Source organism: Nonomuraea sp. CA-141351 (genome assembly GCF_050944675.1).
Taxonomy (GTDB): domain Bacteria; phylum Actinomycetota; class Actinomycetes; order Streptosporangiales; family Streptosporangiaceae; genus Nonomuraea.
In genome coordinates this window covers 374,931-399,116 of sequence record NZ_CP191982.1, presented here as the reverse complement: position 1 = coordinate 399,116, position 24,186 = coordinate 374,931, and the positions used below count along the sequence as shown (strand labels likewise).

The 24,186-nt window shown below is 69.4% G+C and carries 18 protein-coding genes and 3 pseudogenes; 8 read left to right on the top strand and 13 right to left on the bottom strand.

The features are described 5' to 3' along the window. The first annotated feature begins 216 nt into the window (after nucleotides 1-216). Together ACQPWU_RS02015 and ACQPWU_RS02010 are read left to right on the top strand one after the other, a co-directional pair. Nucleotides 217-1,137 carry an NlpC/P60 family protein gene (locus ACQPWU_RS02015; RefSeq protein WP_433436528.1) on the top strand — a complete coding sequence of 307 codons (921 nt, stop codon included), beginning with the start codon at nucleotides 217-219 and terminating at the stop codon, nucleotides 1,135-1,137. 632 nt (nucleotides 1,138-1,769) lie between these two features. Then, nucleotides 1,770-2,267, top strand: a pseudogene (locus ACQPWU_RS02010) (hypothetical protein); the annotation flags it as partial. 73 nt (nucleotides 2,268-2,340) lie between these two features. Here the strand turns inward: ACQPWU_RS02010 and ACQPWU_RS02005 are convergent. The 4 genes from ACQPWU_RS02005 to ACQPWU_RS01990 form a co-directional block, all read right to left on the bottom strand. Beyond that, the gene (locus ACQPWU_RS02005; RefSeq protein WP_433436526.1) at nucleotides 2,341-2,847 is read right to left on the bottom strand and encodes an N-acetyltransferase family protein; all 507 of its coding nucleotides are present in this window, start codon (nucleotides 2,845-2,847) and stop codon (nucleotides 2,341-2,343) included. Between the two features lie 12 nt (nucleotides 2,848-2,859). Then, nucleotides 2,860-3,315, bottom strand: coding sequence for an N-acetyltransferase family protein (locus tag ACQPWU_RS02000; protein WP_433436524.1), 456 nt, complete (start codon nucleotides 3,313-3,315; stop codon nucleotides 2,860-2,862). A gap of 17 nt (nucleotides 3,316-3,332) precedes the next feature. Then, nucleotides 3,333-4,862: an MFS transporter gene (locus tag ACQPWU_RS01995; protein WP_433436522.1), complete on the bottom strand. Its 1,530-nt coding sequence runs from the start codon at nucleotides 4,860-4,862 to the stop codon at nucleotides 3,333-3,335. Between the two features lie 135 nt (nucleotides 4,863-4,997). Further along, nucleotides 4,998-7,703, bottom strand: coding sequence for an AAA family ATPase (locus ACQPWU_RS01990; protein WP_433436520.1), 2,706 nt, complete (start codon nucleotides 7,701-7,703; stop codon nucleotides 4,998-5,000). A 140-nt stretch (nucleotides 7,704-7,843) separates the two neighbouring features. Here ACQPWU_RS01990 and ACQPWU_RS01985 point away from each other — a divergent pair, with 140 nt between their 5' ends. Continuing rightward, on the top strand, nucleotides 7,844-8,374 hold the full coding sequence (locus ACQPWU_RS01985; RefSeq protein WP_433436518.1) for an SDR family NAD(P)-dependent oxidoreductase: 531 nt from the start codon (nucleotides 7,844-7,846) through the stop codon (nucleotides 8,372-8,374). 80 nt (nucleotides 8,375-8,454) lie between these two features. Here ACQPWU_RS01985 and ACQPWU_RS01980 read toward each other — a convergent pair whose 3' ends face one another. After that, the gene (locus ACQPWU_RS01980; RefSeq protein WP_433436516.1) at nucleotides 8,455-8,973 is read right to left on the bottom strand and encodes a carboxymuconolactone decarboxylase family protein; all 519 of its coding nucleotides are present in this window, start codon (nucleotides 8,971-8,973) and stop codon (nucleotides 8,455-8,457) included. A 57-nt stretch (nucleotides 8,974-9,030) separates the two neighbouring features. On the opposite strand from ACQPWU_RS01980, the gene ACQPWU_RS01975 reads away from it, so the two are divergent. Continuing rightward, complete coding sequence (locus ACQPWU_RS01975) at nucleotides 9,031-9,543, top strand: hypothetical protein (protein WP_433436514.1); 513 nt, start codon at nucleotides 9,031-9,033, stop codon at nucleotides 9,541-9,543. Nucleotides 9,544-9,812: 269 nt separating this feature from the next. Here the strand turns inward: ACQPWU_RS01975 and ACQPWU_RS01970 are convergent, their stop codons facing one another. Beyond that, nucleotides 9,813-10,664, bottom strand: a complete 852-nt coding sequence (locus ACQPWU_RS01970) for a helix-turn-helix transcriptional regulator (protein WP_433436512.1) — start codon at nucleotides 10,662-10,664, stop codon at nucleotides 9,813-9,815. A gap of 86 nt (nucleotides 10,665-10,750) precedes the next feature. On the opposite strand from ACQPWU_RS01970, the gene ACQPWU_RS01965 reads away from it, so the two are divergent. Further along, nucleotides 10,751-11,533 carry an SDR family NAD(P)-dependent oxidoreductase gene (locus ACQPWU_RS01965; protein WP_433436510.1) on the top strand — a complete coding sequence of 261 codons (783 nt, stop codon included), beginning with the start codon at nucleotides 10,751-10,753 and terminating at the stop codon, nucleotides 11,531-11,533. Between the two features lie 342 nt (nucleotides 11,534-11,875). Here the strand turns inward: ACQPWU_RS01965 and ACQPWU_RS01960 are convergent, their stop codons facing one another. Next, the gene (locus ACQPWU_RS01960; protein WP_433436508.1) at nucleotides 11,876-12,289 is read right to left on the bottom strand and encodes a VOC family protein; all 414 of its coding nucleotides are present in this window, start codon (nucleotides 12,287-12,289) and stop codon (nucleotides 11,876-11,878) included. 348 nt (nucleotides 12,290-12,637) lie between these two features. Between ACQPWU_RS01960 and ACQPWU_RS01955 the strand changes: the two genes are divergently transcribed. Further along, complete coding sequence (locus tag ACQPWU_RS01955; RefSeq protein ID WP_433436506.1) at nucleotides 12,638-14,002, top strand: ankyrin repeat domain-containing protein; 1,365 nt, start codon at nucleotides 12,638-12,640, stop codon at nucleotides 14,000-14,002. A gap of 155 nt (nucleotides 14,003-14,157) precedes the next feature. On the opposite strand, the pseudogene ACQPWU_RS01950 reads toward ACQPWU_RS01955, so the two are convergent. The 3 genes and pseudogenes from ACQPWU_RS01950 to ACQPWU_RS01940 form a co-directional block, all read right to left on the bottom strand. Continuing rightward, nucleotides 14,158-14,643, bottom strand: a pseudogene (locus tag ACQPWU_RS01950) (IS5 family transposase); the annotation flags it as partial. A 99-nt stretch (nucleotides 14,644-14,742) separates the two neighbouring features. After that, nucleotides 14,743-16,080 (bottom strand): IS4 family transposase, encoded by a 1,338-nt coding sequence (locus ACQPWU_RS01945; RefSeq protein WP_433433055.1) that lies wholly within the window; start codon nucleotides 16,078-16,080, stop codon nucleotides 14,743-14,745. A gap of 283 nt (nucleotides 16,081-16,363) precedes the next feature. Further along, nucleotides 16,364-17,278, bottom strand: a complete 915-nt coding sequence (locus ACQPWU_RS01940) for an NmrA family NAD(P)-binding protein (RefSeq protein WP_433436504.1) — start codon at nucleotides 17,276-17,278, stop codon at nucleotides 16,364-16,366. A gap of 94 nt (nucleotides 17,279-17,372) precedes the next feature. On the opposite strand from ACQPWU_RS01940, the gene ACQPWU_RS01935 reads away from it, so the two are divergent. Continuing rightward, nucleotides 17,373-17,807, top strand: coding sequence for a MerR family transcriptional regulator (locus tag ACQPWU_RS01935; RefSeq protein WP_433436502.1), 435 nt, complete (start codon nucleotides 17,373-17,375; stop codon nucleotides 17,805-17,807). A gap of 303 nt (nucleotides 17,808-18,110) precedes the next feature. Here the strand turns inward: ACQPWU_RS01935 and ACQPWU_RS01930 are convergent, their stop codons facing one another. Next, complete coding sequence (locus ACQPWU_RS01930; protein WP_433436500.1) at nucleotides 18,111-18,356, bottom strand: hypothetical protein; 246 nt, start codon at nucleotides 18,354-18,356, stop codon at nucleotides 18,111-18,113. A gap of 307 nt (nucleotides 18,357-18,663) precedes the next feature. Here ACQPWU_RS01930 and ACQPWU_RS01925 point away from each other — a divergent pair. Further along, nucleotides 18,664-19,350, top strand: a pseudogene (locus tag ACQPWU_RS01925) (phosphotransferase); the annotation flags it as partial. Nucleotides 19,351-19,777: 427 nt separating this feature from the next. On the opposite strand, the gene ACQPWU_RS01920 reads toward ACQPWU_RS01925, so the two are convergent. Next, entirely contained in the window at nucleotides 19,778-21,598 is a 1,821-nt protein-coding gene (locus tag ACQPWU_RS01920) for a serine/threonine-protein kinase (RefSeq protein WP_433436498.1), read from the bottom strand. 163 nt (nucleotides 21,599-21,761) lie between these two features. Beyond that, entirely contained in the window at nucleotides 21,762-24,026 is a 2,265-nt protein-coding gene (locus ACQPWU_RS01915) for a WD40 repeat domain-containing protein (RefSeq protein ID WP_433436496.1), read from the bottom strand. Between the last annotated feature and the right edge of the window lie 160 nt (nucleotides 24,027-24,186).

The following is a 24,186-nucleotide window of genomic DNA, read 5'->3' as shown; positions in this document are numbered from 1 at the left end:
TCTGGAGGCGACGCGCGTATCTCCACACGGGGCGACACGGCTATCTCAGATAGTACGTTCCGCCCACTGGTGCAAATTGGCGCGAACAGGCTAGCCACCCTCTTCGCTTCTGTACTATTTCGCCCCAGGTTCGGAGATTTACGAGGAGGCGTCGTAGTGGCCATGCCGACAAGGCTTGGGCAGGCAGCAGTGGCCGTAGCGCTGACATTAGCTGCATTGATCTCCAGCCCCGGCGCCGCCGTCGCCGAGCCCTCACCCGCCAAGGCCAGGGCCAAGCTGGTGAAACTGAACGAGCAGGCCGACCAGGTGGTCGAGCAGTACAACCAAGCCACCGAGGCCTACAAGAAGGCGAAGAAGAAGTACGACGCCCTCAACGCCGAACTCGGCCGCAAGGATGCCCGAGCCACCGCCCTGCGCGCGGACCTGGCCCGGCTGGCCGTCAGCGACTACCAGCTCGGCCCATACCGCGGCTTGGAGCGATTCGCCGGCCAGGGCGATCCCGGGGCGATCTTGAGCGGTATGGCCTCCGTCCAGCAGATGGCACAGGCCAGGGCGGCCAAGATACGTGCCTACGAGGCCACCACCAAGGAACTGCGCGACCAGCGTAACCAGGCCAAGACCGTCCTCGAAGAGGCTGAGACCGCCCGTGGCAAGGTTCGCGACGAGAAAGCCAAGATCGAGAAGCTGATCGCCGAGCAGACCAAGCTCCTGCGGAGACTCGGCGGCTTCACGACCGGCGACCCCAACAGCCCCGGCATCCCCTACACCGGGCCGGCCTCCGGCAACGCCCGCCTGGCGCTCCAGTTCGCCTTCGCCCAGGTGGGCAAGCCCTACCGTTACGGCGGCACCGGCCCCGGCTCCTACGACTGCTCCGGCCTCACCCAGGCCGCCTGGCGCCAGGCAGGCGTCGATCTGCCTCGCACAACCTGGACCCAGTGGAGCTGGGGAGCCGACCGCCGCGTCCCCCTGAACGCCTTGGAGCCCGGAGACCTGCTCTTCAGCAAAGGTCTGGGGCACATGGGCATGTACGCCGGCAACGGCAAGATGGTCCACGCACCCCAGACCGGAGACGTCATCAAGGTCGTCGACCTCGACGACTACTGGCGCACCCGCCTACTCGGCGCAGTCCGCCCATGAGAGGTTCGCTCCCCAGGGAGTCCTTCCGGCCCGGCTAACGCATCGACGAGAGGAAGCCGAGCAAGGCAAGAACGGTGGACGTCGATGAGGCGCGACCGGGCCCGGCTCGACGGACACCTGCCCATTACCAACCGCACCGCGCATCAGGTGGCGCGATCCTGCGCCACCTGGGCCAGCAGGACCGCCCCAATGCCACTGCGCCTTCCGAAAGGGGCCCTTCTACTGGTTGAGTGCCCGCCCGGCCTTGAGGTTGGCGCGATCGTCGCCGCGGGTCCACACCCATCGTGCGCAGCTCTTCCCGAGTGAACTGCTCCCCGCGGAGCGAGCGTCCCCCGGCCCGCAGGAGCACGCGGTAGACACCGGCCGCGGGAGTGTCGACGATGCCGGTGAACTCGCCGTCCGCCATCTCGGGCAATGGCAGCCTGTACGGTTTGGCGGCCGGCCCGTTGACGCCTCCGGCCGCATGATGTCCCGACCATAGAGGCTACGGTTCTCGAGAGTTGGCTGTGGGAAGACGGCTGTTCGCGGGGCGTGGGATCACCGCCACCGGCGGCTCGGATATAACGTCGTCAGGCACCAACCCGAGCCACGGCAGCGTACCGATCCAGACCATCATCCGTGACCGGTCTCCCATGTCCCGCCCACAACCGGATCGACGAACGCCACGTCAGCAGACGTCGCGTGAAGCACCAGGTCAGCTCCTCCTTGTTGATCTCGGGAAGCGAACACAGTTGCTCGGTATCGGCTGCTTCGCACGTAGGAGGATGTGCACGCTTTCCCTATCCGCGACGACGCGGTGCGCCCCCTCATCGACCCTCTCGGCCCGCTACCCCGCTTGCCCCTCGAGTCGAGGGCGGCCGCCGAGATCGAGCTGCATCGGGGCTGTACCCACGCCCCTACTCGGGTCGGCATCACCAGGGGCGGGGGTGTTCCGATCCAGGTGGACGCCGATTCGACACCCGTCCAGTCGGCCCCGCGCACGCGGGGGTGTTCCCGTGGGTCTTCGCGCGAGCGCCCCACTTGTCGCGTCGGCCCCGCGCGCCTACCTGGCGGGCCTGCCGCCCATCCGGCTCCACGACCTCCGCCATGGCGCGGCTTCGCTGATGTTGGCAGCCGGGGTGGAGATGAAGGTGATACAGGAAACCCTGGGCCACACCTCCAGTGCCTTCACCGCCGATACCTACACCTCTGAACCGCCTCCGATCAATCCGGTGATCGTGGAGTCACACCAGCAGGGTCTTGCTGGGGTTTCACGTAGCGGTGGGCCGGAACGACGATGGGTCCGGTCTCGCTCGGTGCGAGGTGGTCGAACAGGCCCTCGTCGACCCAGCCGTTCCGCTCGTAGAACCGGCGGGCGCGGGCGTTACCCGCGACGACCGCCAGCCAGGCCCGCTCGTGACCGTTCGCCGCGACAAGGCGTTCAGCCTCGGCGAGTAGGGCGGTCGCCACGGCGGTGCCGCGGTGCTGCCTGGCGACGTAAACCTGCTCCACCTCGTCCTCGACCACCATCACGAACCCGGCCACGGTGTCCTCGACGGTGGCAACGACCGTATCTGCGATCCGCTGCTCCGCGCGTTCGGCGAACGATTCCGGGGTCCGGGCCGCCGCGAGTGCGTCAGGGACGTTGCCGCGGTGCCCGTCGCCCCAGCCCTCGTGCCAGATCCTGGCAATCTCCTGCGCGTCTTCATCTCTCGCGGGACGCAGCTTCACAGTCTGGCTCCCTCACGACTCCGCGGCGGCGCCGGGCTCCACCTGCCACCGGCAGATTATCTTAGGGATCAGGTCGGCCCCGATACGCTGGTAGAAGCGCTGTGCCGCCACGTTGGCCGCGGCGACCTCCCAGCGGATCGCCCGGCCGGCCGCGGCTTCGGAGACCGCGCGCATCAGCCGCTCCCCCACCCCGTGGCCGCGCTCCCCAGCGCGGACGAAGAGGTCGTCCAGGGCGAGATAGTCGCCGCCCGACCACAGGCTGACCCGCACGAGCCAGGACACGTAGCCGATCGCCCGCCCGTCCCGCTCTGCGAGCAGATAGGTGATCTCTGGGCGTGCGAGCAGCTCTCGCATGCGTTCGACGCTCACGCTGACCGCGGACGGCTGGCCCTGATGCCCGGCCAGCTCGCACATCAACGCATGAACGGTCGCCGCGTCGGCCGCCGTCGCGCGACGGATCGACACCATGATGGATACCTGCTCTCTCAGCCGGTGGGTGGGATGTGACGGAGCTGGTGGAGCGCCAGGATCGCGGCGCCGGCCGCGATGACCGCCGCGACAACGGCCGCCACGTTGAGCCCGCCGGCGAATGCTTCACGGGCGGGGGCGAGCACCGCCGCGGCGAGGTCGGCTGGGAGCCCCTGGGCCGCCGACACCGCTCCGTCGAGGCTGTCGCGGCTGGCCGCGGCGGCCTCGGGTGGCAGGCTGGCGGGCAGCGTAGTGGCGGCCTGGGATCGGTAGACGACGGCGCCGATGCTGCCGATGACGGCGATGCCGAGCGAGATGCCGAGGTCGCTGCAGGTGGTGGCCAGTCCGGAGGCCGCCCCTGCCTTCTGCGGCGGCACCGAGCCGACGACGAGGTTGGTGGTCAGCGCCATGGACGGCGCGACGGCGGGATAGAGGACCATGAAGCCCGCGACCAGGAGCGGCAGCCCGCCTGCGACGTTGACCTGGGTGAGCATCAGGTAACCGATCACCTGTACGGCCAGCCCGGCGGCGATCAGGTGACCGGGGCGGATGCGCCGTACCAGGACGGGTGAGAGCGTGGAGACCACCACCAGCAGGGCCGCCCCGGGCAGCACCCACAGCCCCGCCTTCAGCGGCGAGAGCCCCTCGACGAGCTGCAGGTACTGGGTGAACAGCAGGTAGATGCCGCCGAGCGCGGTCGCGGCGAGTAGGAAGACGCCCAGCGCGCCGCTGACCGCGCGGTTGGTGAACAGCCGCACGTCGAGCAGCGGCTCGGGTAGGCGGAGCTGCCGGACGAGGAACCAGGCGCCGAACGCCAGCCCGAGCACGATGCCGGCCAGCGCGGGCAGGAGCGAGTCCGGCCTGGCCAGCTCCTTGACCCCGTAGACGATCGGCAGCAGGGTCGCCAGCGACAGCAGCACGCTGAACAGGTCGAGGCGGCCGGCGGCCGGGTTGCGGGGGTTGGGCAGCAGCAGCGGGGCGCCGATCGCCACGACGGCCATGATGGGCACCGCGACCAGGAAGGCCGCGCGCCAGGAGTACGCCTCCAGCAGCGCCCCGCCGATCACCGGGCCGAGCCCGGTGCCGACGGAGATGCCGCCCGACCAGATGCCGACCGCGATGCCGCGCTGCCGGGGGTCGGCGAACGTGCTGAAGATCAGCCCGAGGGTGGCGGGCATCTGGGTGGCCGCGGCGATGCCCAGGACCGCTCGCCAGACGATCATCAGCGCGGGGTCGGAGGTGTTGGCGGCAATCACCGACACGACGGCGAAGACGGCGGCGCCGGAAATCAGCAGCCGGCGGTGGCCGATGCGGTCCCCCAAGGTGCCCATGGTGACCAGGAGGCCGGCCATCAGGAAGCCGTAGATGTCGATGATCCACAGCGTTTGGGTGCTGCTCGGCTTCAGGTCCGCGGCCAGCTGGGGGATGGCCAGGAACAGGATGGTGAGCATCATGAACAGCAACATGGCGGGCAGGACCAGCACCCCCAGCCCCGCCCATTGTCTGAGGCCGGCGCGCTGGCCGTCGTCGATGTCCACGGGTGACATGAGGTGTTCCTTCGGTCGGGAGTGGTCCGGCGGGCGTGTCAGACCGCCGGACGTGACCGCGCCAACGTTAGGAAGGTCCGGGCGGTCGCCGAATCAGTGAAGTCGCTGGTCCCAGCGGATCTGGGCAGGTCCGTGTCAGTTCGGGCGCTCGGCGAGGACCAGCCGCATGAGCTCGGCGCGCGAGGTGATGTCGATCTTCTGGAAGACCTTGCGCAGGTGGTAGTCCACGGTTCGTGGGCTGAGGAAGAGCCGGGCGGCGATCTCCCGGTTGGTCAGGCCTTCGCCGACGGCCAGGGTGATGCGCAGCTCCTGCGGGGTGAGTGTGCTCAAGGCGCCCGTGTGGTGGGGCCGCGCGGACTCCCCCGCGGCGCGCAGCTCGCCCAGCACCCGATCCTCCCAGGCGAGCGTGCCAAGGCTGCGGAACGTCTCCGCCGCGGCGCGCAGGTGTTGCTGAGCCTGCGAACGTCGTCGGCCTCTGCGCAGTTGCTCGCCGAGCAGCAGTTGTGTCCTGGCGTGCTCCAGCGCGGAGTCGGACCTGGTGTGCAGGCGCAGGCTCTGCTCGAAGTGCCCGTCGGCGGCGCCGCCGGTGGACAGCAGCGCCCGGCAGCGCGCCGCGAGGGCGGCCTGCTCGGGTGAGGTAGTGTGCCGGCTCCACTGTTCGTAGCGAGCTGAGGCCGCGGCGGCCCGGTCCTGCTCACCGGCGCGGACCAGGGCCTCGACGAGGTCGGGGACGATTCCCATGACGAGGTCGGCGGGCGCGCTGACGTCCCAGTCGCCGACCGCCGTGAGGTGCCTTATGGCTTCGTGGTACCTGCCGGCGGCCAGCTCGATGAGGCCAAGTGCCCGCCAGGCGTAGACCATCGCATCGGGCAGCCTGCGCTCAGTCGCCTCGGCCAGCACGCCGGCGGCCAGCTCGGCGGCGTCCGGGCGGCCGCGCATGGCCGCACACAGGGCGAGAAGGCCGCGGTTGCGGCAGGCCGTGCTCGGCTGACCGACCTCGACGGCGAACTGGTAGCCCTCCTCCGCTTGGGCCTCAGCGAGCCCGAGCCTGCCGTGCGCGAGCTCGTCAGCGGCCTGATACTCCAGATTCCACGCCAGCGCGCCGAGTGATCCGCCGACGCGCGCGAGCTGCCCGGCATCGCGGTACAAGCGCCTGCCCAGCTCGTGGTCCCCGAGCCCGCGCGCCACAGCGCCGGCCATGGTCATCAGGATCGGATCGGTCAGCGCATCGAGCGCGGCGCCGTCCCATCGCGCGATCGCGAGGTCCTGGCCGGTACGGGCTTGGCTGGCGTGGCGCAGGAGCAGCAGCACCGCGTCTTCCGGGTCGTCGGGCTCCAGCGGGATTCCCTGGAGCCAGCCGGCGAGGTCGGCCCAGACCCCAGAGCGGCGGGTACGGGTGCCAAGATCGGCATACATCGCGACGGTCGGGGCGAAACGACGCCGGTCAAGGCGCAGCACGCGCGGGATCCAGGGCCGGATGAGGCTCAGCGCGTCCTCGGGAGATCCGGCGAACTCGGCCACGATGGCGCGCATCACCGCCAACGGGATCCGGTCGGCTTCGTCCAAGTTGGGTTCGCGCTCGGCGCGGTCGAGCAGTTCCATGGCCCTCGCGGTGAACCCGCCGTGCAGGGCAGCGTGCGCGGCAGTCCACAGCCGCCGTCCCCGGCGTCGGCCGTCTGCGGTGAGCTCGGCCGCTCGCGATAGCGCGGCCATGGCAGCAGCCGGGCCACCGCGCTCGGCCACCTGCTCGGCCGAGCGTTCGAGCTGCTCGGCGGTCCGTTCGTCGGGGCCGACCGCGGCCTGCCCGAGGTGCCAGGCACGGCGATGCTGGTCGGTCGGACCGTCGAAAGCCGCGGCGAGGGCACGGTGGATCGCCGCCCGCCGATCGGCGGGGGCGCTGTGATAGATCGCGGACCGGATCAGCGGGTGCCGGAACGCCAGCTGCGTCCCGTCGTAGGACAGCAGCTCGTCGAGCTCGGCGCGGTGCAGCGGGCCGGAGTCGACCCGCAGCAACGCGGCGGCCCGTTCGAAGCCGTCGAGGCTGCCGGAGCCGCCGGCGGCGATCAGCTGGAGCAGCGGCAACGATTCGGCGTGCCGCGCCTGGACCTTCGCCAGGAACGACCGCCGCAGCTCGTCGTGCAAGGCCGGCGGCTCGGGCGTGCCCTCCGGGGGCAACGGTTGTCCGGCGAGCTCGATCAGGGCCAACGGGTTGCCGCCGGTGACGGCCAGCAGGCGGTTCTGTTCGCTGCCGGTCATCCGCCGCTCGGTGAGCAGGGACTTGGCCGATTCCCGGTCCAGGCCCATGAGCGGGACGCGGCGCAGGTCGGGCAGATCGGCACCGTGCCCTTCGTCGGCCCGTGCGGCGAGCAGCAGCACGGCAGGCTCGTCGGTCAGGCGGCGGGCGACGAATGCCAGGGTCTTCAGCGTCGGCTGGTCCGCCCAATGCGCGTCGTCGACGACGCACAGCACCGGCCGATCGCCGGCCAGCAGAGACAGCACCGACAGGGTCGACAGGGCGACCAGGAACGGATCAGGTGGTGCTCCGTGGATGCGCCCGAACAGCACGTCCAGGGCCTGCGCCTGCGGGCCCGGCAGCCCGTCGACCTGGCCGAGCACGGGCAGCAGGAGCTGGTGCAACGTCGCATAGGCGAGGTCGGACTCCGGCTCGGCACCGACGGCGCGCAGCACCCGGAAGCCGACGGCCCGTTCCTCGGCGCAGGACAGCAGCGCGCTCTTGCCGATGCCGGGCTCGCCCTGCAGAATCACCCCGCCGCCGCGGCCCTGGGAGGCGTGCATGAGCAACGACTCGAGCAGCCGGAGCTCGTCGTCCCTGCCCAGCACACGCCGAGCGTGAGAAGCGTCGGCACGTGCGACGATGCGGGCACGATGCGCCGGGACCGGCGACTTCACCGATGCGGCTCCAGCCATGGCTCTCCTACCGTCGAACACCCTACAGCCGCGCAGACAAGGACGAGATCAACGTGACGCGAACAGCGTTGAGCGGTCGCACCGCCATCGTCGTCGGGTCCGACATCGGGGTCAGCGCCGCCGTGGCGTACGCGCTGAGCCGGGCCGGCGCCGGCGTGGTCATCGCGTCCCGCCCCGACCCCGCCCTGACGGCGCTGACCGCGGGCATCGTCGCGGCGGGAGGCCAAGCAGTGGCCGTCCCGGCGGACGTCACCAGCCGAGCCTCGATGCGGCGGCTCGTCGAGCAGACGCTCGGTGCGTTCGGCCGGCTCGACATCGCCGTCAATCATCTTCGGGCACGTGAGCTGCTCGTGGCGATGACCTACCAGCTCGCCGCGATGCGGCGCACGGGCGACGGCCACATCGTCAATCTGGCGACGAGCGTCGTCGCGCAGACCGCGGTGGCAGAGCTGACCGGCACGGCAGCACAGGACCACGCCTCCTCCTCCAGCATCCGGATCAACGCCATCGCGGGGGCGCCGTGCGGTAGCGCGGAACAGCTCGCCGACGCCGTCGTACGGTTGTGCTCCGACGACAGCCGATGAGCCACGCGGGAGACGTGCCACGGGCCACACGGCGTTACGGCGATTCCGCAGGGGGTGAACGCAGGGCATCGTGCCACCGCTCAGTTCACTGGTTGCAGGCCGGCCAGGAGGTTGAAGGCTCCGGTCAGCAGGTTGAGGGTGACCACGCCGACGATCTCCGCGATGATGCGGTCACTCCAGCCATGCGCCCGGAGGTCGGCGACATCCGCATCGGTGATGGATGACGGCTCCGCCAGCACCCGTATGGCCACGGCGATCAGGGCCGCCTCCCTGACGTCGGTGGACGTGCCCTGCCGGGCCAGCACGATGTCGGCCTCGCTGAGCCCGGCCGCGCGCCCCGCCTCGACGTGCGCCTGCAGGCAGGTGCCACATCCGATCCACTCCTGGACGGCGAGCGAGACCTTCTCGCTGAGGGCACGGGGCAGCTTGACCCGCTTCATGGCACGCGAGAAGTTCAGGTAGCCCTCAAGCAGCGCCGGCGAGTGCGCCATGGTGGCGATCATCTCCCCCACGCTGCCTCTCCTGTCGAGGATGTCATTCAGCAGTTCCTTGGACTTGGCCGGGGCGCCAGCGGGCTCAAGCGGGACGAGACGTCGCATATGTCCTCCTCAAGACACCCAATGTACTATACCCCCCTACCGTATAGTGGGGAAGGCATGGAGCGACTGCTCATTGACCATTTGTCCCACTGGCTCGGCGGCTGGCCCGCCGTGACCGAGCTGGACATCATCGGAGCGGACGAGCGAGGTCATCCCGGCTGGGACGGCAAGATCCATCCTGCGATCGGGATGTCCAGCCCCGAGGCAGGCGTGTTGTCGGTCCCGCCGCACGCCGTCACGGCCGTGGCCGAGCAGTACGCCGAGGACAAGGACCTCGCCGTGCTGGGGCCGCAGATTCCCGCCCTGGTGGGCTTCCCCGAGCGCGGCTGGTTCACCGCCGTCTACCGGTGGACCACCCGCCCCGAGCCCTTCCCCGACGACGGCACCTGGATGGCCGCGGACGCCCCCGGCGTACCGGACTGGCTGCTGCCCTTCGGCGGAGACGTCCTGGTGGCCACGGATCCCGAGACCGGCGAACATCTGGCCGGGGTGGGGATCAAGCGGCACGACACCTACGGGCACCTTTGTCTGGAACGCGAGCACCGCCGGGCCCGCGTTCCAGATCGATGATCTGGCAGTCCGTACCGGGGAGGCTTAAGCAAAGACCTGAAGAACATGAGCCCGGTGACGGCGCTCCGCCCGCCTTCCTGAAACGCTACGCGCAAACGAGCGGCTGCAACACGGAAAACATGTTGCAGCCGCTGTGATGGGAGCAACATCCCGAGAAGGCGCGTGAAGCACCCGCCTCGAGGTCCCAGCGAGTGACAAACTGCGTGACAATCACCGAGTCCCCGCAAGGGCCCTGCCGGCGAGGGTGTCCGCCGTGGCCGGCTGCGACGCTACCGCAGATAACCACTGGCCTCGGAGCCAAGGACGTTCAGAAGAGCCAGGGCTTCGGCGCCAGGTGATCCTGGCGGCGCACTGTAGAGGACGAGGTGCTGGTCGCGGTCCGTGAGTGAGAGCGAGTCGCAGTCGACGGTGATCTCCCCGACGACGGGGTGACGGAAAGTCTTCGTGAGCGTCGGCGCGGCCTGCACGTCGTGCCGCTCCCAAAGCCGGGCGAACTCGGGGCTGGCGTCGCGGAGTTCGTCGACGAGTTCGGTCACCGCGGGGTCGGACGGGTATCGGGCGAGGGTGGATCGCAGCTGCATGACGACCTGGTGCCGGAACTCCGCGGCGTCGGAGATTCCGTACAGCGTCGCGTCGGCGCGCGCCGGCCCGAGGAAAGCCCAGCGCGCGAGATTGCGGTCCCGCGGGGCGAGCTCGGCGAAGTCCTCCATGAGCGCGGCCGCGAGGTCGTTCCACGCGAGGACCTCGAACGTGGCGGAGATCACGAAAGCGGCCGTCTGCGGCAGCCGCTCGAGGAGCGTGAGGATGCTCGGGCGGACGTCGCGCCGGTGCAGTCCGGTACGGATCGGCGCAGTACCCGCGAGGACGTGGAGGTGGTCGGACTCGGCGTCCGTGAGCCGCAGTGCGCCTGCGATCCCGGCGAGGACCTCGCCCGACGGTCGCGGCGCCCTGCCCTGCTCGAGACGGACGTAGTACTCCGTGGAGATGTGTGCGAGGACCGCGACCTCCTCACGGCGAAGTCCCGGTGTCCGGCGTCGCGGGCCCGAGGGGAGGCCGACGTCCTGCGGCCGGAGCCGCTCGCGACGGGTGCGGAGGAACGCCCCGAGTTCCTGTTTGTCCATATCCCAAGTGTGCACGCTGCGCGGCGATGGATCCTGGTACCGCCTGTGCCTGCATCCGGCCTGGTGGCCGGCCTGACACTGTCGTCATGACGAACAACATCGACATCGCACCCATCGGCCTGCTCACCGGCAAGGTTGTGTTCATCACCGGCGCCAGCCGCGGCATCGGGGCGGCCGCGGCCCGGCTCTTCGCCTCCGAGGGTGCCGCCGTCGTGCTCGCCGCCCGCAGCACCGACGCCCTGCAGCGGATCGTCACCGAGGTCCGCGCCGACGGAGGCGTCGCCGACGCCGTCACCTTGGACCTCGCCGACCGTGCGAGCATCCGTGCGGCGGTCGACCGCGTCGAGGAGCTGCACGGGCGGCTCGACGGCGCGTTCAACAACGGCGGGGTGGGCCAGCAGCCCGGCCCCCTCGACACCACGAGCGACGAGGACGTCGAGCAGCAGTTCGCCGTGAACTTCCGGGCGCACTGGGCCGCCATGACGGCTGAGGCCGCACTCATGCGACGGAACGGTGGCGGGGCGATCGTCAACACCTCGAGCATCGGCAGCCGCCGCGCGAACCCCGCCCTCCCCGCATACGGCGCCATGAAGCGCGCGCTCAACAGCATCACCGAGACCGCCGCGGTGAGCTGGGCCCGTGATGGCATCCGGGTGAACGGCATCACCCCCGGCGGCACCGCCACGGAGATGATCGACGCATGGGAGGCGGCGACCCCCGGCATCGTCGAGCAAGTGACGGCATCGATCCCGCTCGGACGGATGGCCGAGCCCCACGAAATCGCCGAGGTGGCCGCGTGGCTGCTCAGCGACCGGGCATCGATGGTGACCGGCGCGATCGTGCCGGTGGATGGCGGCGCCGGCGCCTGAAAGGGAGATCCCCCTTAGCAGTCTGCGTACATTGCGGTTCCGAGGAAGAAGGGAGCCGGGATTCCGAGGCGTGATATTGCGAGACCTCAGGGCCGGCAGCAAAGCCGGGCACCAGGAGCAGTCCCGACGCATTTACCTGCAGGTCGAATGTCTGGGCGGCGCCTTCTTACAGAGCGTCTGGCCGATCAAGGGCAGGACCACCGAGGACTGGAACAAGGTCCTGGGATACGTCCGGGACGACAACGTCAAGCACTGGATCCGGGCCGGTTTCCGTACCGGCGACCCGGGGTCCTGCAACAGCTGGACGGCGCCCTCGTCGAAGGTGGGGCCTAGGTGGAACGGTCAGGCGGGCTGCCACAGCTCGATCCGATTTCCCTCGGGATCGGTGACCCAGCCGAATCGACCGACACCCTCCATGTCCTGCGTCTCTGCAGCCACGTCCGCTCCCTTGGCGCGCAGTTGCGCGAGCATCGCCTCCAGGTCGCGGACCCGGAAGTTGATCATTACGTGCTGGGCGCGGGACCCGAAGTAATCGGTCTCGGACTCAAACGTCGCGAACACCGTCGGCCCGGCTTCCTGACGCCACAGGCCGTTGTCATCGGCGTCCAGGCCTAGGCAATCGCGATACCACGCGCCCAGGGCCACCGGGTCGGCGGCCCGCATGAAGTATCCACCGATTCCAAACACACGTTCCATGTCGCTATCTTGCCAGGACGGCGATCGGGCGGGCTGCCACCACACCATCGCCCGCTTCACATCCCCACCTCAATCGCGGGGGAAGTCGGTACGGCGCTGATGGACCTCTCGACGGTCGACCGGCGCGGCGGACCCGGCCACCTCGCCTTCAGTTGTGCGGGGTCTGCTGCGGCTGACCCGCAAGTTCGTTTGACGACCCCAGATAACCGCCGGACCCCCGGAAGACTCTTCGACGCTTCCTAACGGTTGCCTCCACACAGAGCCGATCACTAATCTGAAAGGAGCGTGCGAGGGCGCTGCCAGTCCGCGGGCAGGGATTTTCCCACCTCGAGCAGCACGTCAACGCACTGGACAAGACCCACCTCTTTCCGGCCGGGCAAGCGGACCTCGGCGACGAAGGAGGTCGCGATGTCCGATCGTCATTTCGAGCTGCCGGCCCATCCGAACCTGGAGTACTACCGCAAGCAGGCCAAGCACCTGCTTCACGCGTACGCGGCGGGCGATGCGGCAGCCGAAGCCCGGGTTGCCGACGTGCTGGGCGAGCGGGCCGCCGAGCGGTTCCTGCTCAGCGACGCCCAGTTCGTGCTCGCTCAGGAACACGGATTCCGGACCTGGACCGAGTTCCGCGCCCACGTCGAAAGCCGCAGCACCACCGAAGAACGGCCGGTCTCCCGTCTCATGGGAATCAGGCCGGGCATCTACGTCTCGATGGCCGACACCCTCCTCGTCGAGTTGCGCAGCGACGATCCCGGCGCGCTGCAACGGTTGCGGGCCTACGTGCCCCGGCACGCCACCGCGACCTCCGCCGCGACCGCCGAGCTTCGCGACGCACTGCTGATCATCGCGCGGGAGCTAGGCTTCCCGACCTGGCAGGAGCTCGTGTCGTTCACCGAGAAATCCCGGCGCGATCTCGACGAACGTCGGCAGAAGTGGCGGCAGCTGCGCCGCGAGGCCGAAGCCCTGCTGGCCGGCGACACCGATCGGCTGGCCCATCTGACCGCCGAGCAGGCCGATACCCTGCTGCACATGCTCGCAGGCCCCGAGACGATCCCCGGTGTCCGGCTCGATAAGGAGCTCGGCGTGCCGCGCGCCGCAGTCGATGTCCTGCTCGGCAAGGCCACCAACCTGGATCTCCCGCTCACGAGGGCTGCCCGCTTCAACCGGGTCGAATACGTGCGCCTGCTGCTCGACGCCGGCGCCGACCCCGGCATCCGGAAATGGGGCATCACCCCGCTGGAGGACGCCATTTACCACGACAACACGGAGGTCGTCGACCTGCTCGCCGGGCACGGAATCGTCCCGCAGGCGCTCTGGACGTATGCCGCCTGCGGCCGGCTGGATCTGGTGCGGGCCTCTTTCGACGCGGACGGCAGGCTCCGGCCGGACGCCGCATGGGCGCGCCCCGACCTCGCCAACACCGGCGCGGGCTTTCCTTCCCGGTTGCCGCCGACCGATGATCCGGAGGAGATAGTGGGAGAGGCGTTCGTCCATGCCTGCCAGCACGGCCGGATCGAGGTCGTGCGCTGGTTCCTCGACCGCGGCGTCCATCCCGACGTCGCGCCCTACCTCGGGCGGACCGGCCTGCACTGGGCAATCCCGGGCGGTCGTCTCCAAGTCATCCGCCTGCTTCTGGAACGCGGTGCCGACCCATCCATCCGCGACGATCTCCTCCGAACCGACGCCGACGGCTGGCTGCACATATCCCACGCCGCTCGCCCGCACGATCCTGTGACTCAGCAGCTCCGCGATCTGATCGAGTCTCGATCGCGCTGAGTTACCGCTGCGGGCCCGGGCTGCGCGTTTCCGCAGGTCACAGTGGCCATCTGCACCGTGATCCAGCTCACCGCCAATGGCTGTCCCGTCGTTCCTCGACCCCGTCATCGCACACGGAGTCGGCCGCGACCGCCACCCCCACTGGGAGAGGAAACCTCGACGACGTTGCGACGTTTATGGATGCCGCGGTCGAAGCCTGGTGGGCGGCCGCCTCGGCTACCGCGCCGTTTGCGACCGGCGATCTGGTCGCTGCGTTCGGGGATGGTGTGGGCGATCCCTCGGCGGCGCAGGTAGGCGCGGATCGCCCGTGAGCTGTAGCCCTTGTCGGCCACCACGTGATCGGGACGGGCGCGTGGCCGTTCGCCCGCCGGACGGGGCACGCGGATGCCGGCCAGGACCTGCCCCAAGCGGGTGCAGTCGTTGACGTTGCCGCTGGTCAAGCAGAACGCCAGCGGGCGCCCGTCACCGTCGCAAGCCAGGTGGATCTTGCTGGTCAGTGCACCACGGGATCGGCCGAGGGCGTGATCCGGTGGCTCTCCTGGCCGGTGCCCCCTTTTTCGGGCGCCGGCCGCGTGCTGACGGGCGCGCACGATGGTGGAGTCGACCGCTACCAGCCAGTCGATATCCCCACGCGCGTAGCTTCTCCCACTCCTCATCAGTTAACTCATGACGGCGCATCACGCCAGAGACGGTCTCGGATCTAGATCCAATGCCAGAAAGTTAAGGGTTCGGGCTGTGGGTCAAGGGTCTGTGATGAGGATGTCGATGCTGATGGTGGCCTTGTAGCTGGTCCGGTCGACGGTACCCTTGGCGTTGTATTTGGAGATCGCACGTTTGACGACGCGTGGCCGGGTCCGGATGCGCCGGGCGGGCATGAGGTCGGCTAGAACGTGGCGGCCGATGGTGCCAACGAGGTCGATGACGGTGTCGGCGATGATGCCCGTGGCTTGGATGACGAGGTCGCGGGCGGTGTGCAGGGCGGTCGTGAAGCTGGCCCGGTCAGGGTCGATCTCGGGCTGGGTGCCGGTGGCGTCGGCCATCGCCAGGCGCAGGAGTTGGTAGGTGAGTAGCAGGGCGTAGATCTCCTGGTCGATGCCGTCGGGAGTGCGGGCGCGCAACACTCGACCGCCGAGGATGGTGGATTTGATCTCCAGGAAGGCTGTTTCGATCTCCCACCGCTCGTGGTAGAGCGTGACCAGTTCGGCGGCGGGGTGGGTGCGATGATCGGTCAGGGTGGTGACCAGCCGGTACAGGCTGGTGCGGCGGCCGGTGGCGGTGGCGATGGTGATCTCGCAGTCGATGACGCGGACCGCGACGGTGCCCAGCATCGACCGGTAGGAGCCGTCGGCCAGGCGGCGCAGCACGGGCAGCCGGCGGCTGTTCTTGATACGGACCAGTGTCTGGGCACCGGTTGCCACGATCGCCGCTATCAGGGACTGGTCGGCGAAGCTGCGGTCCAGCAGCACGATCATGCCCGCGTGCAGGCTGCGTAACAGACGCGGTGCATACGTGGTCTCTCCGTGCGCGGTCGTGCCGAACACCGCGTCCAGCAGGGCGCGGGTGCCGCAGGAGACCAGTACCAGCAGCCGGATCTGCGGATAGCCCGAGCCGCCGTTGTTGCAGCGATGCTTGGTGAACCTGCTCAGATTGGCCGCAGTGTCGGGCGCCGCCATGGTGGTGCCGTCGATCGCGCAGATGCGCAGTCCCCGCCACCACACGCCTGTGGTGGCGATCCCCGCGGCCGGGCCACGCAGCAGCTCCCACAGCCACCGCACCGGTTCGACACCCACCCGTCGGCGGGCCTGCACCAGCGCAGCCGCGGTCGGGACGGCGAGCTTCAGTCCGGTCAGCCCGGCTGTCAGCCGCTGCCAGACCTGCCGCCACCCCAACTCGGGGAACAAGCATCCGGCCAGCAGCAGATACACCACCACCCGCGAGGGCAGATCCCGCACCCGCACCTGCGTCCTGCCGGTGCGTGTCAGCGCCTCATCGACCATTTCGAACGGAATGAGCCGGGTCAGTTCACCCAGATGGCCGGGCGCGAACGCGCCTGCGGCCACCACAACATCACGACGCATGACAGACTGGACATCCAACGGAGCTCCCGCCGAACAGTGATCTTGGTCGACACCGTTCTAGCAGGAGCTCCGTTGTCGTCTTCACGAGCTTGACACGGCCGCCACCACGTTAACTAAGCGGCATTGGATCTAGATCACCTTAAGGCACGGCCTGGGGTATGAACCCCGCTCGCTATATGGTCGACTCGTTCACCAAGATGTTGACGCTGCGGTCACTCCCGGCGGCCAGCGTCCGCGGGCAAGAACAAAGGCGCCCAGGAGTGCCAGGACATCGGCTGCGGTATCAGGCCGCCGAGTCGGCATCGCGCACGAACCGCTCGACGGTGGTCGGCTTGACCTCCGGGTAGCGGTCGTTGTCGAGGGCGTCGAACTTGGCCTTCCCGGTCACCATGCACCACTGGTACTGCAGGGCCACATAGTCGAACGGGTTCTGGTTCTGTGCAGCCCGGCGCTCGATCTCGGCCCGCAGATCGTCAGCGGTGCCCAGGGTCCGCAGTTGCAGCCTGCGGCCGCTGCCGCGCTCGACCGCCTCGTGGAACCCGCGCATCGAGAGGACCTCGCCGGCGAACCGCACCGTCCCACCGTCCGCCAATGCGGGGTCCAAGACGGCGGCCGCGGTGTAGTCGGCGGTGTCCTGAACGGTGGTCACATCCAGCGGCTGGTCGAGGTCGCCCCAGTGCGAGAAGGTCCCACTGTCCCAGTCGACCAGCCCCATGAAGCCCACCATCACCTCGATGAAGGCGCCGTTGAGCACCGACAGCACACCCAGCGGGGACCCGGCGAACCGGGCCGCTGCCTGCCGCCGCCAATCGATCATGAAGTTGTCGCCGTCGTCGAGCCGGGTGATGTCGATGGCGAAGTCCGACGGGACGAACCGATCAGCCCCGGCCCGCTCCGCGGCCCTCAGCAGGTTCGCCTGGCCCTCCACGATCACCTCGGGTCCGCCCTGGACAGCCGAAACGACCGCCGACGCCTCGCCGACTGCTGCGGCCAACCGGTCGACGGGATCGGTGAGATCGCCCTCGACCAGCTGTACACCCCTGGCCCGCAGATCGTCGAGCACGCGCTGCTTCTCCCCGGCGGCCCCGGGCCGCACCAGGGCGCGCACGGTGGCTCCCCGATCCAGGAGGGCAGACGCAAGCCGGTTGCCGAGGAGTCCGGTCGAACCCACCAGAAGCACTTCCCGCCGTGTCGACATAGTGATGAATTCCCTTCAGTTCTATTGATCGGGTGGTTCATCGCAAAGGTAGGGTCTGTAACCGATTACAACGTCAAGGGGGAAGATGGTCCGCATGCGCATCGGGGAACTGTCCAGGCGCACCGGCGTCGACGAGCAGCTACTGCGCTACTACGAGAAGCAAGGGCTGCTGGCGCCCGAGCGCTCCCCGAACGGCTACCGCGAGTATGCCGAGACGGACGTCGGCACCGTGCTGAAGATCCGGACGCTGCTGGCCGCCGGGCTGTCCACCGCCACCATCGCCCAAGTCAGTTCGTGTCTACGGGAGGATGCGCTGCCCGCCCCGACCTGCTCGGGAGTCGTCGAACGACTGCGCGGCGAACGCGACCGCCTGGACCGGGCCATCGAGGAACTGCAGGACGCCCGTACCGCCCTCGACGACGTGATCCGCCGCGGGCATGACGCGGGACCCGGCGGCCGCCCGGGGGAGCAGCCACAGTGGGGCACCGCCGAAGGCGGGCCCGCCCTTCGCCTCCGCCGGTCCGCCTGACGCTACCGGGCGTCGGCCGCGGCCCCCGCCCGGTAGCGTCAGGGCGGAGCGACCCCGCGTCCAACCGCTGGAATCTAGATTCCTTTTTTCGCCCGGGCAGCTGACAGGTGGGAGAAACGGCTGCAGCTCTCCCCACTTAGCACCGCTTGGCTTGCGGGAACACCACCTGGAGCGCCCATCCGGGGATCACATCGGTGCCGGCGCACGGCTGTTCGGTCCCGTTCGGCCCAGCCAATGGCCAGGCGCGGGCCGGGCAGGGCGGCCCTGCACGTCAGAAGCCCCTTTCGCGTGTCGGCCGAGGTGTCACCTGCTGTGGCGGATCGCCGCCCGTACGGCGGTGTAGATGACGACCCAGAGAGCCGCCAGGGGGATGAGAAACATGAAGATGATCTCGATTAAACCGACGTTGGACATGCCCGCAACGTAAGGGACCGTGGTTGGAAAACGCTTAACGATCACTTGCCGGGAGCCGGCCGATCGGATCAAGGACGGCTGGATCGTCGAGAGCTCCCGGGCGTACAGCTCCGACACGATCGAGGTGACCGTCATCCCCGGTCCCGGGGCCGGGCCCGCGCCGACTCCGTCGCCCCGCCCGTAGCGATCAGGTACCTGGGATCGCACGCATGGTCTTGCACAGGGCAAGACGAAACGACTCGATGGTTTCTTCCGATGCCTGAAGCTGTCCTGCGAGTCCCTCGGTCCGACGGTTGGACATGGCGAGATCCTTGGACAGGCTCGAGCGCGGGATACTTCTCACGGCGGTCGCGTACGTTACTCGACGTGACCGACGACGCCCGGGATCACCCCCGACATCGCCGAGGACCTCCCTCTCATTCAGCAGGCGTTCGGCCTCGGCATGCTCAACGCCGAGGATCTGACGTATCTCCCTGACGGGATGATGAACCGTAACTGGCATGTACGCACTGGCCGCGGCACGTACGCGTTGAAGCAGATCCTGGACGTGCCGCTGGGCACGGCACGACGTAACCTGCGCGTTCAGGCCATGCTCGCCGCGGACGGAATTCCCGCATGCGTGCCCGAAATGAGTATTGATGGTGACGTCGTCGTGGAAGCGGCCGGCCGCGGCTACTGTCTCCTCCCCTGGGCCGAGGGCTCCCACCTGCCGGGTCCGGGGCTGTCGCTGGAGCAGGCCAGGCGATTCGGCCGGCTGGTCGGGCACATCCACCACCGGCTGAACGGCCTCCCACCAGAATCCGGCCTGGCCCGGGTGACGGCCGCTCCGCGTTCCAAGGTCACCGACCAGGATGCCGCCATCGCCGAAGCGGATCGCTACCTGCGGCTGATCTCCTCCCTTGAGGTCCGGGAGCCGTTCGACGTGACTGTGGCCGAGCTGCTGGAGCAGCGGAAGATCCTTCTCCAGGAGTACGGAGAGCGACGGCCCGCCGGCGACTCACCCGCCGGGCCGGCCGGATGGACACACGGCGACCTGCAGTACCGCAACCTTCTGTGGCACGACGGAGAGATCGCAACCGTGCTGGACTGGGACCGCATCCAGGTCCGGACATTCGCTGAAGAAGTCACCCGTACGGCGATGGTCCAGTTCACTTCCAAGGAAGGCCTCTTGGATCTGGAACGCGTCGGCGCGTTCGTCGGCCGGCTACCGCAGTCTCATACCGCTGCGGTCGGAGGAAGTGGCGGACGCTCTCGACCGGTTGTGGTGGAGACGCCTGACGAGTTTCTGGCAGTTGGACCACCACTACAACCGGGGCAACCACGGCGCTGCCGAGCTGGTCGTCCCGACGGAGCGATTGCTGGCGTGGTGTGCCGAGCGCCAGGAGGAAGTGGCAGCCGCCTTCACGGCGAGGTCCGGCCCCGCTGCCGCCGGCCGAAGCCGGGACCGTTCGCAGGGCCGGAACGTCCAGTGAACGACGCACCGGTCGTCCCGCTTGGGAGGCTGCCACTCAACGGTTCGCCTCCTTTGGTGGTGGTCGGATGCGCGGTCCCGGAGGTCACGATCCGCGGAGCTGGGCGGTGGCGGAGCGAGCGAGGTCGGTGGCCATCCGGCACAGCCGGTCCATGGGGCGTGAGCCGCCGACCACGATGCGTACCTTCTCGACCGCGGTCTTGCCACGCTGGTCGGCGTACGACCGGTAGACCACCTGGAGCAGGCAGGTCCCGCCGCCCTCGCCCTTCGGCGTGACGAAGGCCCGGTAGCCGTTGACGCGCGTGGGCGTCCCGTCGTCCTCGGTGTTCCGCAGCGACTCGCGGTCGAACCGCAGGTCCACCCACGTGTCGCTGGTGGTGCTGTCCCACGAGCACTGCCATCCGCCGAACCCGAGGTCGGGGTCAGCGGCGTCGACGCCTGGGACGACCTCGAGGGCGTTGCCGCGCAGCAGCGCGCAGGCGTCCTTCTGGGCCAGGGAGGCGGCGGGCAGTGGCGTGGAGCGGCGTTTGATCGGGCCGCCTGCGAGTGCCTGGGCCGCAGTGGTGGTAGCGGCGTCGGCGATGGCGCACAGGTCGGCCTTGCCGTCCTCCTCCATATCCACGACGACCTTCACGACGGTGTCGTCGACGCCGGGCAGCAAGAGCGTGCGCCAGCACACCTCGCTCCCGGCGGGGTTGTCGATGACCTCGATCGGGCCCACGGTCCTGGCCGGCCGGGCCTGCTCGGGCGGCGGGTCGCGGTCGAACCACACCTTGACGTCAACGGCGCCGCCCGTTGGCGGGAGCACGATGACGTCGCACCGGTCGAAGTTGCCGTAGTCGACGTCGAGCTCCGTCCTGCCGAACCGGCCGAGCGCGGTGGGGTCGGTCAGGGCGCACGGATCGGCGGTGCGCGGGTCACCGATCAGGGAAGCCGACGAGCTGACCGAAGGAGTAACCGTGCCGGCCGAGCTTGCCGTGAGCGCGTCCGGGTTCCTTTCGCCCGGCGGCCCGCTCAGCGTGCGGTATACCGCGTAAGCGGCGACGACAACGACCAACGCCGCGCCCGCCACGATGAACGGCCACCGCCGGGGACGGGGCGGCGCGGATCCCGCGATCTTCTCCAGCCGCCGCCGAACCTCAACGGCGCTCGGCCGCTTCACCGGCTCACGCTGCAGCATGTCCGCCAGCAGTCTCTCCAGCGGCCCGACGTCGGCCGTCATCTCGACGGCGCCACGCGCGGCCTCCCACGCCGTGACGTACGTGTCGGACTCCTCCTCACTCGCCCCCGGCCGCGGCGGGCGCCCGGCGACCAGCGCATACAGGGTGGCGCCGAGAGAGAACACATCCGAGACCGGCTCCGGCTGCCCCAGGACCACCTCGGGTGAGGCGTAGTCGGCGGTGTAGCTGATGGCGCCGTTGGGTGTGATCGTCTCTCTGCCGCCGACCCGGTACGCGGCGCCGAAGTCGGCCAGCTTGGCCACGCCGTCGTCGGTAAGGATGATGTTGCCCGGCTTGACGTCCAGATGCACGATGCCCTTGGCGTGCAGGGCGGCCAGCGCGCCGGCGATCTGCGCGCCGAGCCGAGCCGCCTGCTCCGGCGGCATGGGCGGGTGTTCGTCGAGGCTGCCGCCGGGCACGTGCTCCATCACCATCCACGACGCCGCCTCGTCCTCGTCCTGCACGGCGTCGTACAGGGTGACCACATGCGGGTGGTTGAAGGCGGCCAGGGCGCGGGCCTCGGCCTGTAAGCGGCTGAAGCCGGCGCTGTCCACGAGCATGCGTTTGAGCACGACATCCCGGTTCAGCCGCAGGTCGCGGGCCACCCAGACCTCCGTGGCGCGGCTGCTGACGAGGCAGGTCTCCTGGCGGTAGCGCCCGCCGACCGTCATGCCGTGGCGCACCACCCGTTCTCCCCTCGCCGATCGCCAGGAACCTCGAATCTACTGGGTGAGCAGGCAAATACACAGCGTTCTTCTCACACGTTCGGACGGCCCATATCACCCGGAGTCAGCCCCGTATGCCCAAGGCGCTCGAGCTTCCGCCGCTCCCCGTGACGGACCGGCCCGATCAGCCCGGTACGTCGACGTGCCAAGCGAGCACGCGGCCGTAGTGAGACTGGCCGTACACGTGCAGGTTCCCGCGGATGGCCGCCGCGGCGACGGAGCGTACCGGGCGGGCGAACGCGCCAAGGATGGCGAGGCGGCGCTGGGAGGCGGCGTCCCACAGCCCCACTGTGCCGTCCTCGGTCCCAGTCACCAGCAGGACCCGGTCACCGTGCTCGACCAGACTCAGGCAGGTGACGGTCGATGTATGCGGAATCCACTCCCGGCGTTCCCCGGTGGTGGCGTCCCACAGGTGCACGTACCTCCCGCTGCCGACGGCGAGTACGTCAAGATCGGCGATCCGGCCCATGGCCAGACCCTCGCCGGCGTCGTCCACGCCGAGCGCCCGGATGTGCCGGCCGGTCAGCGGGTTCCAGAGGTCCACCTTGCTGCCGCACCGTGTGGCCAGCACCGACTGGTCCCCGGCTTTGCCGAAGGCGCTCTCGCTCAGCGAGAACCCCCACCTGGGCAGCTTGGCCACGCGCTCCTGCGTGACCGGGTCCCACACGTCGGCGCCGGCTGCGAGCAGCGCCCGGCCGTCGGCCTCGCCGAAGGCGAGAGCGGTGGGTGAGGCGTGATCCATGCCGCCGAAGGTGACCTGGCCGTCCTTGGCATCTCCCTTCCTGGTGATCCCACGGATCTCGCTCAGCGGCTGCCACAGCATGGTGCCGTAGGCGGCACAGCCGCTGCTCGCGATGTACGGCCGACCGGCCACATTTCCGGCTGCCAGTCCTCGGCAGCAGTGGTCGTAAGGCGAGATGTCGCAGTCGTGCCCGCGGCCGCTCTGACGGCAACCCACCGAACCGATCTTCTTTCCACTCGCCGCGTCCACCAGGAGCACGGTGTCACTGTGCGTGCCGACGGCCAGCGCGGGCGCGCCCTGCACTGTGGTGAACACCGCCAGCCCCGACCCGCCGTAGCCGGTCCGCCGGTGTCTGTGAGGCGTCTGCGCGTCCCAGACCTGCACCGTCCCGTCGAGACCGGCCGTGGCCAGGCAGAGGCGTTCCTCCAGGCGCCCGAAGGCGGCGGCCGTGATCAGGCGGGTGTCGGCGTCCAGGTCGACGTCCGTCTCGTGGCCCGGGTGCCAGATCACGGCCTTGGCAGGCCGTTCCCACGCCCCGACGGCTCCGGTGTGGTTCGCCACGAGCATCACGTTCCGCCCGTCGTGAGTCGTCATGGTCACCGGCCCCTGGTCGCGGTCGAACCCCTGACTGGGGGTCCTTTCGCCGAGGTTCTCCAGTTTCAGGTAGACCACCTTGCGGCTTTGCACCGTGTAGCCCGGCGGGTGTTCGATCCGGACCACCACGCCGACTTCGGGCCGCCCACTCCCTACGCCCACGAGCAGGGGCGGAGCGAACCCGTCCTGCTCCATGTCCTCCCAGACATCGCTCAGTTCGGCGGTCCCCAACTGCTCGCCGGTGGCGACGTCCCACACGTACAGCTCGTAGGGGCTCAGAGAGGCGAGTACGGTCCGCTCGCCCAGCTTCGCCACCGCGAGGTCGAGTATCCCGTCCCTCTCCTCCGCACGCAGCTCTCGCACGAGCTCGCCGGTGGCCGGGTCCAGCAGGTCGACGCGCCCGTCCTCGTCTTCGGCCGGGATGCCGCGGTTGTCGAAGCCGATCGCCACGGCGAGCAGCATCCGCCCGCCCTCGGCCTCGACGAAGGCCATGGCTGTCGGGTGGCCTCCGGTCGTGTCACGGGTGAACCCGCTCGCTCCGGTGAGCGGGTCCCAGGTACGGATCGTGCCGTCGTGGTCGCCGCCGGCCAGCACCGGGCGGCCGTCCACCACGCCGAACGCCAGGGCACGGACACTCGCCGTATGGCCCTCCAGGTCCGGCCCTGACTGGTCGAACGCGTCGCGAAGCCGTACCACGTGGTCCTCGCCGCCACTGGCCACGAACGTGCGGCCCTCGAACTCGCCCATCGCCACCGCCCAGACCGGGCCGTCGTGCCGGGCCGTGCACACGTGGAAGGCCGTGGGCCGCTCGCCGGTTTCCCATGCCAGAGTCCATGTCCCCGGATCTACCGCATCGAATGCTGTCAGGGCTTCCGGTTCCTCGGCAGCGGCGGTCGCGCGCAGGTGCTCGAGCCGTTCGGGGCCGGGTAGAGCGAGAAGCCGCGGGAGCGCCCGGCGATAGGCCCGCAGCAGGGCCGGTGGGCACGATCCGCCGAGCGCGCCGCGCAGGAACGCCGGACCGGCCTCGTTCAATAAGGTGAGATCGAGCGTCATCGACTCGCGTCCCGATTACCCGTGGAATGATGCCAAGTCACAATAGCAACGTACGGGTGATTCGCCCCCGTATGTTGACAATCGTAGGTCTTCGCATCGCCTGAGCGGGGCCTGGAAGAGGCGGCCCTCAAACTTTACCGAGCCCGAAAACCCTTACAGG